14 protein-coding genes are annotated in these 14365 nt (G+C 65.1%); 8 read left to right on the top strand and 6 right to left on the bottom strand.

Going from position 1 to position 14365, the window contains the following annotated elements:
• Positions 1-122: 122 nt before the first annotated feature.
• Complete coding sequence (locus HG262_RS11405; protein WP_169271124.1) at positions 123-932, bottom strand: metallophosphoesterase; 810 nt, start codon at positions 930-932, stop codon at positions 123-125.
• A 99-nt stretch (positions 933-1031) separates the two neighbouring features.
• Between HG262_RS11405 and HG262_RS11400 the strand changes: the two genes are divergently transcribed.
• The 5 genes from HG262_RS11400 to HG262_RS11380 all read left to right on the top strand — a co-directional run bounded on the left by HG262_RS11400 (position 1032) and on the right by HG262_RS11380 (position 5835).
• On the top strand, positions 1032-1463 hold the full coding sequence (locus HG262_RS11400; protein WP_169271123.1) for a lysozyme inhibitor LprI family protein: 432 nt from the start codon (positions 1032-1034) through the stop codon (positions 1461-1463).
• The gene (locus HG262_RS11395; protein WP_169271181.1) at positions 1460-2116 is read left to right on the top strand and encodes a DNA-3-methyladenine glycosylase I; all 657 of its coding nucleotides are present in this window, start codon (positions 1460-1462) and stop codon (positions 2114-2116) included. The genes HG262_RS11400 and HG262_RS11395 overlap by 4 nt, the downstream gene beginning before the upstream one ends.
• 81 nt (positions 2117-2197) lie before the next feature.
• Positions 2198-3166 carry a helix-turn-helix domain-containing GNAT family N-acetyltransferase gene (locus HG262_RS11390; RefSeq protein WP_169271122.1) on the top strand — a complete coding sequence of 323 codons (969 nt, stop codon included), beginning with the start codon at positions 2198-2200 and terminating at the stop codon, positions 3164-3166.
• Positions 3167-3370: 204 nt separating this feature from the next.
• Positions 3371-3538, top strand: coding sequence for a hypothetical protein (locus tag HG262_RS11385; RefSeq protein ID WP_169271121.1), 168 nt, complete (start codon positions 3371-3373; stop codon positions 3536-3538).
• 59 nt (positions 3539-3597) lie between these two features.
• Positions 3598-5835: a phospholipase C, phosphocholine-specific gene (locus HG262_RS11380; protein WP_169271120.1), complete on the top strand. Its 2238-nt coding sequence runs from the start codon at positions 3598-3600 to the stop codon at positions 5833-5835.
• Positions 5836-5923: 88 nt separating this feature from the next.
• Here HG262_RS11380 and HG262_RS11375 read toward each other — a convergent pair whose 3' ends face one another.
• The 3 genes from HG262_RS11375 to HG262_RS11365 all read right to left on the bottom strand — a co-directional run bounded on the left by HG262_RS11375 (position 5924) and on the right by HG262_RS11365 (position 10517).
• A complete protein-coding gene (locus tag HG262_RS11375) occupies positions 5924-6619 on the bottom strand; it encodes a pentapeptide repeat-containing protein (RefSeq protein WP_169271119.1) in 696 nt (231 codons plus the stop codon).
• Between the two features lie 200 nt (positions 6620-6819).
• Entirely contained in the window at positions 6820-7470 is a 651-nt protein-coding gene (locus HG262_RS11370; protein ID WP_169271118.1) for a response regulator transcription factor, read from the bottom strand.
• Between the two features lie 212 nt (positions 7471-7682).
• The gene (locus HG262_RS11365) at positions 7683-10517 is read right to left on the bottom strand and encodes an ATP-binding protein (RefSeq protein WP_348984381.1); all 2835 of its coding nucleotides are present in this window, start codon (positions 10515-10517) and stop codon (positions 7683-7685) included.
• 293 nt (positions 10518-10810) lie between these two features.
• On the opposite strand from HG262_RS11365, the gene HG262_RS11360 reads away from it, so the two are divergent.
• On the top strand, positions 10811-11608 hold the full coding sequence (locus tag HG262_RS11360; protein ID WP_169271117.1) for a hypothetical protein: 798 nt from the start codon (positions 10811-10813) through the stop codon (positions 11606-11608).
• Positions 11609-11672: 64 nt separating this feature from the next.
• On the opposite strand, the gene gvpU is transcribed toward HG262_RS11360, so the two are convergent.
• Positions 11673-12119, bottom strand: a complete 447-nt coding sequence (gene gvpU, locus HG262_RS30845; protein WP_211187190.1) for a gas vesicle accessory protein GvpU — start codon at positions 12117-12119, stop codon at positions 11673-11675.
• Between the two features lie 177 nt (positions 12120-12296).
• On the opposite strand from gvpU, the gene HG262_RS11350 reads away from it, so the two are divergent.
• Positions 12297-12671 (top strand): hypothetical protein, encoded by a 375-nt coding sequence (locus HG262_RS11350; RefSeq protein ID WP_248293329.1) that lies wholly within the window; start codon positions 12297-12299, stop codon positions 12669-12671.
• Positions 12672-12678: 7 nt separating this feature from the next.
• On the opposite strand, the gene HG262_RS11345 is transcribed toward HG262_RS11350, so the two are convergent.
• Entirely contained in the window at positions 12679-13638 is a 960-nt protein-coding gene (locus HG262_RS11345; RefSeq protein WP_169271115.1) for a YafY family protein, read from the bottom strand.
• Between the two features lie 121 nt (positions 13639-13759).
• On the opposite strand from HG262_RS11345, the gene HG262_RS11340 reads away from it, so the two are divergent.
• Positions 13760-14365 (top strand): glutathione S-transferase family protein, encoded by a 606-nt coding sequence (locus tag HG262_RS11340; protein ID WP_169271114.1) that lies wholly within the window; start codon positions 13760-13762, stop codon positions 14363-14365.

Raw genomic sequence — 14365 nt, 5'->3', positions numbered from 1 at the left:
GCACGGTCTGCTGTTACGCCTTCAGTTCTTGCCCTGGCGTTGGGCATGGTTTTTCCGGTCGGGGCGCACGCACAGTCTGCGGTCGACCCGCGAACCTACGGCCTGAGCGCCAGCGTCAAGTTCTAGGCGTTCACTTCCCACAGGCGATCAGGCGCGAAATCCGCCTGTTCGCCCTTTTTGGCATAGCCCAACGGGTTGGCCACGATGCGGCAGCCGTCTTTCATGTAATCCTGCGCGCAGTGCAGATGGCCGTGCATCCACGTGTGCGCCAGCGGCAGCAGGGCGTCCAGCGCATTGCAGAAACCCGCGGTGCCGGGCGTGACGCCGTAGCGCGGATCGGCGCTGGCCAGCGTGGGCGCGAAGTGGGTGATGGCCAAGGTCGGGCCGTCGAACGGCACGCGCAGCGCCGCATCCAGCCATTGCTGACAGGCCAGGCCCTGCTCGCGCATCTGCTCGGCCATGAAGGGGGCGCCGTGGCGGTGCATCGCGGCCTTTTCCAGATAGAAGTCGGCTGCGCGGAAGGCTTTGGCGCGCTTGGTCAGCGCGGCGCCGAGGGTGTCGCTGTCGGCGGCCAGCGCGTCGAAGTCTGTCCATAGCGTGGTGCCGACCAGCCGCACGCCGTCGATGACGCAGGTTTCGCGCTCCAGCCACTGGATGTCCAGCGCGTGGCACAGGTCGCGCAGGCGGTCGTGCGTCTCGTCGAAATCCAGGTTGTCGTATTCGTGGTTGCCGGGCACGAACACGACGGGCGTGGGCCAGCCGTTGCGCGGCGCGTAGCTGCCCAGGCCGAAGTCGGTGCCATTCAGCTTCGACCCCCGCTGATACGAGCCGATGTCTCCGGCCAGCACCAGCAGGTCGGCGCCCGGCGCGGGCCGCGCCAGGAAAGTCGGGTCGGATTCTAGATGCAGGTCGGAGAGCAATTGGATCTTCATGCCCGATATCTTAGGCGACAGGGCGACATGCGCGGTAACCCCTATCCGTGCGACACTTTCCCATCAGCCTTTCCCCTTTCACTACCCGGAGGAACGTTTATGCGCATCGTGACGGCCTTGGCGGCCGCGCTGGTTCTGGCGGCCAGCGCGCACGCGCAGCCGAAATCGCAAACGCAGCCGCAATTGATCAAATGCGGCAATGCCAGCACCCAGACCGATCTGAACCTGTGCGCCGACCAGGCCTACCGGAAGTCGGACGCCGACTTGAACGCCGCCTACAAGACCGTGACCCAACGCCTGAAAGACGATCAGGCAACGTTGGCCAAGCTGCAATCGGCACAGAAGGCGTGGCTGTTCTTTCGTGATGCGGAATGCGCCTTTTCGTCTGGCGGCACCACCGGCGGCAGCGCCTATCCGATGGTCCTGAGCCAATGCCTGGACACGCTGACGCAAACACGTACCAAGGAATTGCGCGCCTACCTCAAATGCGAGGAAGGCGACATGAGTTGCCCCGTGCCTGGCAAGCAATGACCGGGGCGGACGCTGCGGACGCCGCCGGCAAGGGCGGCCTGATCGTGGATGCGCAAGGCGCGTCGCGCTGTTTTTGGCAACCGTCCATGCCGGATTATCACGATCATGAATGGGGCCGGCCGGTCGGGGATGACCGCCGGCTGTATGAAAAGATCTGCCTGGAAGGCTTCCAGGCCGGCATGGCGTGGATCACCATCCTGCGCAAGCGCGAGGCGTTCCGCGAGGCCTTCGACGACTTCGACTTTGAGCGGGTCGCGCGCTATACGGACCAGGACGTCGACCGCCTGATGGGCAACCCCGCCATCGTGCGTAACCGCGCCAAGATCGTGTCCACCATCAACAACGCGCGCCGGGCGCTGGTGCTGGCCGAGGAGTCGGGCTCGCTATCCGATTGGTTATGGCGCCATGAGCCGCCCGCCACCGACCGGCCGACGGTGGTGGATCTGGATTACTGGAACCGGAACCCGACCTCGCCGGCATCCGTCGCGCTGTCGCGCGCGTTGAAAAAGCGCGGTTGGACGTTCGTGGGACCCACGACGATGTATGCCTTCATGCAGGCGGTGGGCATGGTAAACGACCACATGAACGGTTGCGCTTGCCGGGCGGCTATCGACGCCGCCCGGGCCGCCTTTAAACGGCCCGCGCCGGCGTAACGCTGCCCGCGCACGGTGGTGCTTGATTTGGTTGCGTGTCGCAAGTATATTGGTTGCGAACCGCAACTTATTGGGGCCGCCATGGATCTCATCGATTTTCCCTCCCAGTCCCGCGAACAGACCATCCGGGACCTGCGGGAGTTCTCCCGCAAGCTTGTGCGTGAACTGGGCTTCATGCGGACCTCCCTGGCGGGCAGCGATCTGGCACCGTCGGCCGTGCACGCCATCATCGAGATCGGCTTGCAGCCGGGTATCCAGGCCCGCGATCTGGCGGCCATCCTCAGGCTGGACAAATCCAATACCAGCCGCCAGTTGGCCAAACTGGAATCCGCTGGGCTGGTCACGCGCGAAACCGACACCGATGACGCGCGGTCTTCCCGTCTGGCCCTGACCGACGCCGGGCTCGCGCTGCGAGCGCGGATCGACCAGTTCGCCACCGATCAGGTGTCGCGCGCGTTGCGCCAACTGGCGCCGGACGACCAGCAATCGCTGATCCGCTTCATGTCGCTGTACGCCGACGCGCTGGCGCGTGAGAACCCCAACGTGTCGCCAGGGACGGCGGCCGGCATCGCTGATCAGATCCACGAAGGTTATTTGCCGGGCTGCATCGGCGACGTCGCCAGCCTGCATGCGCGTTACTACGCGCAGGCCTCGGGGTTCGGCGTGTACTTCGAACGCAAGGTGGCCAGTGAACTGGGCGCCTTCGCCGAAGGCTTGCCCGCGCAGGGCAAAGGCATGTGGCTGTACGTGGATGGGGGCAGGGTGCTGGCCTCCATCGTGATCGATGGCGACCTCGCCAGCCGTCAGGCGCATCTGCGCTGGTTCATCGTGGACGAGTCGCTGCGCGGCATGGGCGTAGGCCGCGCGCTGCTTGAACGCGCGCTGGCGTTTGCCGACGCCCATTACGACGAGACCTACCTGTGGACGTTCAAAGGGCTGGACGCGGCCCGTCACCTGTACGAGGCGGCGGGGTTTGTCCTGACGGAGGAATCGGAAGGCCGCCAGTGGGGCAGCGTCGTCGTCGAGCAGCGTTTTTTGCGCCACTGCTGAGCCCGACGGCGTGCGGGGAAATTGGACCTGCATGGGCACGCCAGCCGGTTGGCAATAGGCGTTACGGAAACACGCCGATACATCGCCGAAGCCAAGCGCGCCGGCTATTCACGGGGATGTCACGTCGCGTTCCTAGACTCCCGGGGTCATGCCGGCTGACAGCGGCGTGAAAGCCTGCTCCCCCTATCCGATCCGAATTTCCCCATGCCCTCCAAACGCCTAGCAAGAATGCTTGTGGCCACGCTGCTTGCGGCCGCCGCCCTGTCCGCCTGTGGCGGCGACGACAGCGATGAGCCGTCCACGGTCGATCCCGACCCTCCCGTTACGGAGCAGCCCAAGCCGCCAGCGCCGTTGCTGCGCTGCGCGCCTTGAACCACGCCACCCGGGCCCGACCCGTCCTGCCCCGCTCCCAACGACTCTGATTCCCGACCATGACTTCCCGCCGCAACTTCCTACAGACCAGCACGGGCGCAGGCTTTGCCGCGGCCGCGCTGGCCGCGTTCCCGCCCAGCATCCGCCGCGCGCTGGCCATCCCGGCCAACAATGCCACCGGCACCATCAACGACGTCGAGCACGTCATCATCCTGATGCAGGAGAACCGGTCGTTCGACCATTACTTCGGCACGCTCAAGGGCGTGCGCGGCTTTGGCGACCGCTTCACGATCCCGCTGGCCAACGGGCGCAACGTCTGGCAGCAGGAGCGCGCCAACGGCGCCGTGCTTACGCCCTATCATCTGGACGGCAGCGCCAACAATGCACAGCGCGCCGACGGCGCCCACCATACCTGGGTGGACAGCCAGGCCGCCTGGGACCATGGCCGCATGACGCAGTGGCCGGCGCAGAAAACGGATATTTCGATGGGCTATTTCAAAGAGCGCGAAATCCCGTTCCAGTTTGCGCTGGCCAACGCTTTCACGTTGTGCGACGCCTATCACTGCTCGATGCATACCGGCACCGACGCCAACCGGTCCTTCCACTTGACCGGCACGAACGGCGCCACGGCCGGTGGCGCGTCGTTCGTCAACAACGAATGGGATTGGATCGACGGGCAGGCCGCGACACAGAACCGGGGCTACACCTGGAAGACCTACGCCGAACGGCTGGAAGAGGCGGGCGTCAGCTGGATCTCGTACCAGAACATGCCGGACGAATGGGGCGACAACATGCTCGGCGCGTTCCAGGCGTTCCGCCGCGCGAACATCGCGTCGGGCTTCCCCGTATCCAGCGGCGGTGAACCGGGCGTGCCGTATGCCAACACCGGCCAGGCGCTGCCCTATCATGCTTACGACGCGGCGACCGACAATGCCCACCATCCGCTTTACAAGGGCATCGCCAATACCTTGCCCGGCACGGCGCCCGAGAACTATCTGGACGCGTTCAAGCGCGACATCCGCGAAGGCAAGCTGCCGCAGGTCAGCTGGATGAATGCGCCCTCGATCTATTGCGAGCACCCCGGCCCGTCCAGCCCGGTGCAGGGCGCGTGGTTCCTGCAGGAAGTCCTGGACGCTTTGACCGCCGTGCCCGAAGTCTGGAGCAAGACGGTGGTGCTGGTGAACTTCGACGAGAACGATGGCTACTTCGACCACGTGCCGTCTCCGTCGGCGCCGTCGCCCGATTCCGGCCTGGCCAAGGCGGGCAAGTCGACCATGAGCGACACCGACATGGCATTCGAGTATTTCTCGCATCCGGCGCCGGCGGGCAGCCGCAGCCAACCCGCGCCGGACGGCCGTGTCTATGGCCCCGGACCGCGCGTGCCCATGTTCGTGATTTCACCGTGGAGCCGCGGAGGCTGGGTCAATTCGCAGGTATTCGACCACACGTCGGTGCTGCGCTTCCTGGAGGCCCGTTTCGGGGTCAAAGAGCCCAACATCAGCCCGTACCGCCGCGCGGTCTGTGGTGATTTGACCAGCGCCTTCAACTTCCAAACGCCGAACACGGAAGCGCTGCCGACCCTGGCAGGGCGCACGACCCGCAACGCCGCCGACCAGTTGCGCAGCGCGCAGGAGGCCTTGCCCGCCATGCCCTTGCCGACCGACATGCAGCTGCCCATCCAGGCCAGCGGCACGCGCCCCTCGCGCGCGCTACCCTACGAACTGCACGTCAGCGCGCGTTGCAACGGCGAAGGCACGGTCGAACTGCTGTTCTCGAACACGGGTAAACAGGCGGCGGTCTTCCACGTCTATGATCGCCTGAATCTGGCGCGCATCCCGCGGCGCTATGTCGTGGAGGCAGAGAAGTCGCTGTCGGACACCTGGAATGTGTTCCAGGACAATCTGGGCCGCTACGACCTGTGGGTGCTGGGCCCCAATGGCTTGCACCGCCACTTCAAAGGCGACACCAGCCGCATCGCGGATACGGACGTGGCGCCCGAGATCCGCGTCTGCTACGACATCGCCAATGGCGACGTCTACGCCGAGCTTATGAACGCCGGAGCGAAGACCGCCGATTTCACGGTGACCGCCATGGCCTACCGCCAGGACGGCCCTTGGCGCCAGGCGGTGGCGGGCCGCGCGACGGCATCGTTGCACTGGTCGCTGGAAGGCAGCGGGCAGTGGTACGACTTCGCCGTCACTTGCGCAAGCGACCCGGCCTATTACCGCCGCTTCGCGGGACGGGTCGAGACGGGCAAGCACACCGTGAGCGATCCGGCGATGGGGGCGGGCGTGTAGAGGGCGGGCCCCTTAGGAATCGAACCCCGAATCGAACCCGGGACAGTGCACGAGGCCGCCTTCGGGCGGCCGCTCGCGTCGGGGCGCCTCAAATCACGCTGATGCGCAACTCGGCCAGCAGCACCGCGGCCTGGGCTTTGGAGATCGTGGCGCCGGCCAGGCGCGCGGCAACGGTCAGGTCGATGCCGCTCAAGTCCACTTCGCGCAGGTCTGCGCCTTCAAAGCGCACGTTCTTCAGATTCGCGTTGCGCAGGCTGCCGCCATGAAACACGGTGTCGCGGAAATCGCTGCCCGCCAGATCGGCGTCCGAGAAGTCCAGCTGCATGATGTTCGATTTGCGGAACGATACGCCGCGCAGCAGCGCGCCCACCAGCAGGCATTCCTCCACGGTCCAGCCCAGGCAGGCGACGCCGTCGAAATCGGAACCGGTCAATTTGCAGCCTTGGAACGTGACGGCCGCCAACCGGGCCCGGCGCCAGTTGGCGTTGTTCAGGTCGCAGTTCTGGAACACGGCGTCGCTGGCGTCAGCCGATGCGAAGTTGGCCTGACCGCCACGGCAGCGCACCCAGGACGTGTCGGCAAGCGTGGCGCCTTGGAACGAGGCGCCTGCGATGGCGCAGGCCGTGAACTGCGCGCCGCGCAGATCCAGCCGCGAAAAGTCGGCATCCTGGAAATCACAGTCCTGGAAGGACAGCGGACGGCCCGCCGCGCGTTCAATCAAGGCCTCCATCGCCTTGCGGTCCAACTCAAGGTCGGTCACGGTTTCAATTGCGTCTTGCGTCATGCTTGTGGTCTCGGTTCGATGTGCCGGGGCGGGGCCGGAATGCTCCGCGCGCGCCGGATCGGACTCCAGGATACCAAGCCCTGGAGGGCTGTTTTCGTCACTTGCCGAATGTCATCCATTTCGATACGGTCTTGTCTGCCCGTCCGACGTTGCAAGTCTTCTTCATCCCATCCGCGACGGGATGCCATGTGCGGAAAGGGCTATTGGAAAATGCCGCTTTCGACGCAGAACGCCACCAGCTCCTGGTCGGTCCGGACGTTCAACTTGCGCATGGCGGATATCTTCTGTCCACTGACGGTCTTGACGCTGCGCTGGAGCGTTTCGGCCACTTGCATCATGGATTCGCCCTGGATGAAATGGCGCAGCACCTCGAATTCCTTGGGCGACAGGCTGTTGATGCGTTCGCCGATGAACCGGGTGTGCGAATCCACGGCGCCTTCACGTTGCAGGCCTGGCGGATAGTATGTGCGGTTGGCGCGCAGCGTCTGCAGGGCCGTGACGATTTCGGCCAGATTGTCGCTCTTGAGCACCACGGCGGACACGCCTGCGTCGTACAGCGCCGAAATGATCATGGGGTTGGATACCATCGTCAGCACGACGATCCGCGCGCGGGGAAAGTGCCGGGTCAGGTACTTGACCAGACGGATGCCGTCGCCATAGGTCTCGTCGCCCGGCATCGAATAGTCGGTGATGACCACGTCCGGCAGGTCGCGGCGTAGATGCTCGATCAGCGCCGTGGGGCTGGCCAGCGTCGCGGCGATCTCAAAGCCGAGTTCCTTTTCGAGCAGATTGTGCATGGCCATCAGCACCAGCGGATGGTCATCGGCAAGGACTATTCTGAGTCGTTCCATTCGAGGACTCGGTGAAATGGACGGGTGGAACATCGGAACCATTCTCCCCCATGAGTCACACTTGAACCAGGAACTTCCGAAGTTCATATACCAGGTCAACAAGCCCAAGGCCCGTCGATAGCGCGGTCATTTTTACCATGGACAGGGGGCCTCGCAGGCGATGCCGCGTATGTGGCGCCGCCCGCACGTCGCGTTGCAAGCAGAAGGCATGGTCAGCTCGGACGGGCCTTGATGGATTGCAGGGTTTGGCGCAATGCGTCCAGCGCCAAGGGCTTGACCAGCAGACCAGTCATTCCGGCATCCAAGCCGCGCCGCTGCTCATCGGGAAAGGCGTTGGCGGTGATGCCCAGGATAGGGCCGGCATAGCCACGCTGGCGCAAACGCCGCGTGAATTCGTAGCCGTCCAGCCGGGGCATGTTCAGGTCGGTCAGCACGGCGTCAAAGCGCATCAGGTCGGGCAGGTTCAGCGCTTCTTCGCCATTGCCCGCCAGGACGACGGCGCAGCCCAGGTGCTCGAGTTGTTCGCGCAGGATCAATTGGCTGATGGGGTTGTCTTCGGTGACCAGCAGCCGCAGATTCAAGGTGTCTGGCGGTGTCTTGGCATCCCGCGGCTGGCTGCGTGCCGAACCGCTTTGCGCCAGGTGGACCGCATGCCGGATGCTGGCCAGGCTGTACGCGTTGGCGAACCAGGTGTTGGGGCTGTCTTCGACCGGTGTCGGCAGGCCTGGCGGGTGAATGACGACTTGGGGCTCGCGCCATTGGACGCGCCGTTTCGCGTGCGGCCAGGCTTGCACCAGCACGGCGGGATAGGCTGGAACGAGGTTGCCTGCGGGATAGGGCAAGGCCACCGCGCCCCAGCGGCGCAGCCACTCGCAAAGGTTGTTGACGATTTCGGGCACCGCGCCTTGGACATAGACCGCAGTGCCCTCCAGGGCCGGGCCGGCGGCTTCGGGCGCGTCCGTCGCATACGGCAGCCGGATTTCGAACGTGATGCTCGTGCCAAGGCCGGATTCGCTGATGGCGTTGAGCTGGCCGTCCATGGTGTCCGCAAGCCGGCGGCAGATCGATAGTCCCAACCCGGTCCCGGGCAATGCCACCGGCGTGTCCGCCGCAATCTGATAATAGGGGTCGAATAATCGGCTTTGGTGCGCGGGCGCGATGCCGGGGCCGGTGTCCGCCACCTGGAAACACAGGTCTGCGCCGTCGTGATCGCTGCCGTCAAGCTTCAGGCGCAATACGATTTGGCCGGAATCCGTGAACTTGATGGCGTTGCTGACAAGATTGTCGAGGATCTGGCGGATCCGCGTCGCGTCGCCGATGACAGCGGCCGGCGCTTGGGGGTCGGCGATGGCATAGGCGCGCAAGCCCTTGGCGTGTGCGCGCGCGGCAAAACTGGCGACGACGTTGTTCAACAGCTCGACCGGCGAGAATGGGGCGCATTGCAATGCCGTATGGCCGGCTTCGATGCGGGAAATGTCCAACGTGTCGTTGATGGTGCGAAGCAGGGTCGCCGATGACTGCTGGATGGTCTCGAGGTACTGCGCCTGCTGGCCGCTGACAGGGGTCAACGAGAACAACTCGAGCGTGCCGAGAATGCCATAGAGCGGCGTCCGGATCTCGTGGCTCATCGTGGTGAGAAAGAGGGTCTTGGCCTCGTTCGCGGCTTCTGCGTCGCGCTTGGCCTGCAGCAGCGATTGCTCCACGCGCTTTAGCGGCGAGATATCGCTGATGCCGCAAAGCACCACGGCTTCGCCCCGATAGGTGGTCGGGGCGAAGGTCAGGTAAGCGCTGCGGCCGTCGCTTAGCTTGTGTTCGCGGGTGACCTCGTTGCCGTCGCGGGACAGGATGTCGGCCCGCCAGCCCGGCGCGTCCCGGAACCAGCGTCGCGCCATGTCGTTGGATAGCACGATGGCGCCGTCCGCGCGGCGCAGCAGGCAAAGGCCCACCGGCGCCACTTCGACCAGCTTCTGGTTGAGCGACACGCTATCGGCCAACGCTTCGTACTGGCGCAACGCGGGCAGGACGAGCTGGCGGCGGATGTAGCGCATCTGTAGGACCACGGCGAGGGTCAGCAGCAGGGACGCGACGGCCGCCGTCTGCAAGGCAACGGCGTTGTCCTGCAGCACGCGCAGGAGCGGCGTGTAATACACCAGCCGCCAGCCGTCTTCGCCCACCGATTTGCTCAGCACCAGATAGTCGGGAACCCACCCTTCGCCTTGCAGGCCGAAGGCATCTTCGCGCGAGGTGTGGGCCAGCGCGCGGTCGGCGGCATCGGCGTTGGGGCTATGCAGCACGGGACGGCTACGCTCGTCGAACAGCACATAGTTGCCTGCGCCCGCCCGCGGCATATTCACGGCGGATTCGACGCCCTGGACTTCCAGGCCGATCCAGCCTGCCTCGGGGTCGACGGGGTCCAGTGGCGTGAACAGGAAGAGTCGTTTGGCCGTGTCCTGCGGCGGATGCAGCCAGACGATCCGCGGTTGCCCATGGGAAGCCGGGCGGATATCGATATCGGCCAGGGTGCGCGTCAGCCATTCCTGGATATGGGCGGAGACGGGGGCCAGCGCAAGCGGATCGCGGGTAGACAGGCGCAGCGCGCTGGCGTTGCGAGGCGAACTGTAGACCACCTTGGTGCCGGCCAGCGCCACGCGTTGCAGATCGCGGTGGGTCAGCACCAGCGCCCAATCGTAAGCGCCGGGCGTCGAACGCAGTGGCAGGACGTCGACTTGCGGGGCCGCACCCGCGTGGTCGAGCGCTTCGTCCATGGTCGAGGTGCCGTTGTCACGTACGGCGGACGCCGAAATGGACCGGAGCAGCGCTTCGCGCTGGTCGAAGAACTGCTGCGCAGCATAGGCGGCCGCGTTCATGTGGCGGCGGTAGGTGGACACGACGTTGTTGAAGGCCCAGTACAGGTAGAGCGTGGCGCCCGCCGCGATGCACATGAGCAAGGCCACCGCAAGAAAATGCAGCAGCAAGGAAGCCGCGCGGGGCGCGGCCTGAGGTTCAAGGGCGAGAGCGCCGCGGTCTTCTACCAGCATTGCTCCCATGATAGAAACACCTGCTTACCAGGGGAATAAGAAGAATCTCAAAGTGAATCGGATTTTTAGGGGGGCGAATTGACGCGCATGCGCAGGCGGGCTTTGGTTTGATATGGATCGTCTCGCTGCCTGCTTTAAGAACATTCTTGTTCATTTTGTGAGCAGGCGTGGGCAGTATTGGCCGGATAGGGAACTCCTGCCCCGGATTCCTCCACGATGCTGCAACGCGGCCGGTTCACGTGCTGTGCCGTCGCCATTGCGCTGCGGCCAGACGTTAATCGAGAACAGAATGATTTTTACCCATGATGGATGACGCCCGTTCCTGGGCGCCACAGGAAGCATCCGTTCTACTGCGCTTTCAGCCTGTCTTCACGGTGCAGGGCCAAGTCCACGAATATGCCGTATTGGGACGCCGCCGGCCCTCTCTCTGGAGCGGCCAGCTGTCTTCAGGGGACGGTGCCGAGCTACGGGCCGGCGTGGCGTTTTTCAAAAGGTTCAATGCCCCGATCGAACTGTCGGTCGAACATGCGCTGAACGTGAATGCCGCCGGATGCCTGGCAGAACGCCTGTGCGTCGACTTAGGCATCGGGCTGGTCAACGAAGGGATATGGGTCAACAAGCAGGCCTGCCATGACGATATCCCGCCCATGACGATGGCGGCGTCGCGCGTCACGTTCGCGGTGCCGATTCACGGCAGGCTGTCCAGGCGCGCCGACGTCCTGGCGCGCTATCCGGACTTTCTTCCCCGCTTGCGCGTGCGCCTGGTGCCCTGCGTCACCCATGGCGTCGCATCCCCGTATGGACTGTTGCGCGCCGAAGGGCTGCAAGTGCAAATTCCTCCAGGCTTGTACAAAGACCGTCCCCTGCAGGGGCGGTTCTTCACGCTGATGGAGCGCGCCTGGAGCGCCAACCTGCAAGTGGTCGCAAGCGGTGTCGACGATATTCGCGATTTCGCCTGGATGCGGCTGCATAGCAGCCTGCTGTTTCGGGGCGCCGCCATGTCGGCGCCGCTCAGCCCCGAATGCCTGGATGCCTGGTTGCAAGCCGATAGCGGTGCATGGCGGTCATTCCTCGCCTGTACCACGCGTTTTGCCGGTTGACGCAAGGGCAGGGGCGCGCCGGGACCTGGATCCCGGCGGCCATGGCGTTGTCGCCAGCGGCGCTTCAGCTTGCCGTGTCGGACTGCATGCGCCCCAGAATGAAGCCGTCCACCGCACTGGTGCGGCCGCGCCACAGCGTGGGCTGCCCGGCGACAGGCGACCCGTCGGCCGCGAAGAACAGGGCATCGGCAAGGTGGATGTAGTTGGGCAGCGGATCGGCGGGCTGCGGCACGCGGAATACGTCGCCCAATTCTGCCAATGACGCATGCACGCTGGCGCGGGTTTCCGTGTCGATCGTGCTAAGCGAATTCGTGAAGCTGGCGGCGAAGCGATCGAAGTACTCCGCGCCTGAAACGATCGAGCCGGACACCATCATGCCGCCCATCTGCAACGTCACGCCGATGCTTTCGATCTGGCTTCCGTTGTTCACCAGGTTGACCAGGAATTGCAGAAAGGCGTCCGCGCCGGGTGCGGCGTGCTTGTCCTGGACGGGGAGGGAATCGATGCGCATTGTTCGGGTCTCGGAAAGGGCGGGAAAGAGCCACAAGATACCCGAAGCATGCGAAAAATACACAAACGGCAATAGCGGGAAAAACGGCAGAATCAGGCGTCAGACCGCCCCATCCCTGCCGGCTTGCCGGCGCTACCGTGTCAGGCTGCGGGATATCCCGCCTTCTGGATGACAGACATGAACACCACGAGCATCGCGAACGCCTTGGGCGCCAGGGCATCCGGCGCGCCGTCCGCCGCCACGTCCTCCGCCGGCGCGGATGGCGCATTCCGCACCGCCTTCTTGAACGCCGCCGAACGCAACCAATCGGCGATGGCGGGCGGGGTGTCGGGCAGCACGGTATCGGCGCCGTCCAGCGCCGAGCAGGAGTTCATGGACTACGCGTCCATGTCGGTGGAAGAAAAAATGTTCTATGCCGCGCTGGCTTCGCTGGGTATCTCAAAGAAGGAGTACGACGCGATGTCTGCCGACGAGCGGCTGGCGATTGCCGCCAAGCTCTCGCTGGCCATGCAGCAACTGACCAAGGTCGACAATACCGAAAAGGTCCTTTGAATACGGGCTAGGCCTGCACGCTGCGAGCCAGGCGTTGCGCCGCGGCTTTCAGGCGGTCCCGCAACGCTTCTGGCGCGAGCACCTGGAAATCGACATCCAGCGTCATCAACCAGTACGCCAGGGAATCCAGCGAATCGGCGCCGCATTGCAGCAGGCAGTGCGCGTCGTCCACGGGCTGAAGCTGGCTGGCGGATTCGGCCAGTTGCTGTGCCATGACGGCCAGCGGCGCGTGCAGGAGGATCTGCGCCTGTTCCGCATAGGGCGCTACATGGATCGACCGGGAGACGAACGCCCGCAGATCTCCGCCTTCAGGCGGCGGGCGCGGCGTGAAATGGCTGCCGACGCGCGGTGTGCCGGTAATGCGGTCGATGCGGAACGTGCGCCAATCGTCGCGTGCCGGGTCCCATGCCACCAGATACCAGCGTTGCGCCGTGTGTGCCATGCCTTGGGGTTCGACATGCCGGCGGCTGGCCTTGCCGCGGATGTCGGTGTAGCCGAACTCGATCACAAGCTGGTCGCGGCAGGCGGCGGCCAGCGTGGCGAGCAAGCCCGCATCGACGGTAGGGCCGCCCCGGTCTATCGGCACGATGACCGCTTTCAATGCCTCTACCCGGCGCCGCAGGCGCACCGGCATGACCTGTTCGAGCTTTACCAGCGCGCGCAGCGCGGACTCTTCGATGCCTCCCACCGATCCCGTGGCCGCCGTGCGCAGCGTGATGGCCACCGCCAGCGCTTCGTCGTTGTCCAGCAACAGCGGCGGCAATGCGTGGCCAGCGCGGAAGGCATAGCCGCCGGCGACCCCGCTGCTGGCCTGGATGGGGTAGCCCAGTTCGCGCAACCGATCGATGTCTCGTCGCAGGGTGCGCGGGTGGATGTCCAGGGTCTCGGCAAGGTCGGCGCCAGCCCAATGGCGGCGGGTTTGCAGCAGCGAGAGCAGGCGTAGCAGGCGATTGCTGGCGGTAAGCATCCTTCAACGATAGCGCGAATCGAGGGCGGAATCTGTCCGCAATGGCTTTTACAGTGGCGCCTGCTGACCGAGGCATTCCGCCCCGGACGAAGCATCCTGCAGATGAATAGGAGATTTGCCCATGTCCATCGTCCTTTACTGGCACCCCAGGTCCAGCGCGCTTCCGATTGCCTGCGCCTTGACCGAACTCGGCGTGCCCCACGAGCGCGTTGTGGTCGACATCGAGGCAGGCGAGCAGCGGCGTCCGGAGTTCCTGGCGCTCAATCCCAACGGCAAGGTGCCGACGCTGACAGTGGACGGCGCGCCGCTGTTCGAATCCCTGGCGATCCAACTGTGGCTGGGGGAACGCTATGGCGTTGACGCGGGACTCTGGCCGGCGCCGAACACGCCGGAGCGCCTGCTGGCCATGTCTTGGTGCGCGTGGAGCTATGTGTCGTATGGCGCGGTGCTCTCGCGGGTGTACCACGCGACCCACGGAGAAGCGTCGCGCCGTGATGCCAGGCAGGCCGAGGCCGGCCTGGAGGACATGAATGCGCTGCTGGCCGTGCTGGACGGCCATCTGTCCAGGCAACCCTGGATCCTGGGCGCGGCGTACTCGCTGGCCGACCTGATCGTCGGAGCGGTGGTCGGGTACAGCGCCTTCCTGGGGGCGGTGCAGAACCACCCGCATGTGCGGGCATGGTGCGACCGGATCAATGCCCGGCCGGCCATGCAGATCGCCGTGTAA

Source organism: Achromobacter sp. Bel (assembly GCF_012928505.1).
GTDB lineage: Bacteria > Pseudomonadota > Gammaproteobacteria > Burkholderiales > Burkholderiaceae_B > Achromobacter.
The sequence above is the reverse complement of the archived record's forward strand: the minus strand, read 5'-3'. Positions and strand labels throughout refer to the sequence as shown.

Excerpts from the sequence above, each read along its gene's own strand:
- HG262_RS11405 (WP_169271124.1), bottom strand. The coding sequence starts at position 932 with ATGAAGATCCAATTGCTCTCCGACCTGCATCTAGAATCCGACCCGACT.
- HG262_RS11400 (WP_169271123.1), top strand. The coding sequence starts at position 1,032 with ATGCGCATCGTGACGGCCTTGGCGGCCGCGCTGGTTCTGGCGGCCAGC.
- HG262_RS11395 (WP_169271181.1), top strand. The coding sequence starts at position 1,460 with ATGACCGGGGCGGACGCTGCGGACGCCGCCGGCAAGGGCGGCCTGATC.
- HG262_RS11390 (WP_169271122.1), top strand. The coding sequence starts at position 2,198 with ATGGATCTCATCGATTTTCCCTCCCAGTCCCGCGAACAGACCATCCGG.
- HG262_RS11385 (WP_169271121.1), top strand. The coding sequence starts at position 3,371 with ATGCCCTCCAAACGCCTAGCAAGAATGCTTGTGGCCACGCTGCTTGCG.
- HG262_RS11380 (WP_169271120.1), top strand. The coding sequence starts at position 3,598 with ATGACTTCCCGCCGCAACTTCCTACAGACCAGCACGGGCGCAGGCTTT.
- HG262_RS11375 (WP_169271119.1), bottom strand. The coding sequence starts at position 6,619 with ATGACGCAAGACGCAATTGAAACCGTGACCGACCTTGAGTTGGACCGC.
- HG262_RS11370 (WP_169271118.1), bottom strand. The coding sequence starts at position 7,470 with ATGGAACGACTCAGAATAGTCCTTGCCGATGACCATCCGCTGGTGCTG.
- HG262_RS11365 (WP_348984381.1), bottom strand. The coding sequence starts at position 10,517 with ATGGGAGCAATGCTGGTAGAAGACCGCGGCGCTCTCGCCCTTGAACCT.
- HG262_RS11360 (WP_169271117.1), top strand. The coding sequence starts at position 10,811 with ATGATGGATGACGCCCGTTCCTGGGCGCCACAGGAAGCATCCGTTCTA.
- gvpU (WP_211187190.1), bottom strand. The coding sequence starts at position 12,119 with ATGCGCATCGATTCCCTCCCCGTCCAGGACAAGCACGCCGCACCCGGC.
- HG262_RS11350 (WP_248293329.1), top strand. The coding sequence starts at position 12,297 with ATGAACACCACGAGCATCGCGAACGCCTTGGGCGCCAGGGCATCCGGC.
- HG262_RS11345 (WP_169271115.1), bottom strand. The coding sequence starts at position 13,638 with ATGCTTACCGCCAGCAATCGCCTGCTACGCCTGCTCTCGCTGCTGCAA.
- HG262_RS11340 (WP_169271114.1), top strand. The coding sequence starts at position 13,760 with ATGTCCATCGTCCTTTACTGGCACCCCAGGTCCAGCGCGCTTCCGATT.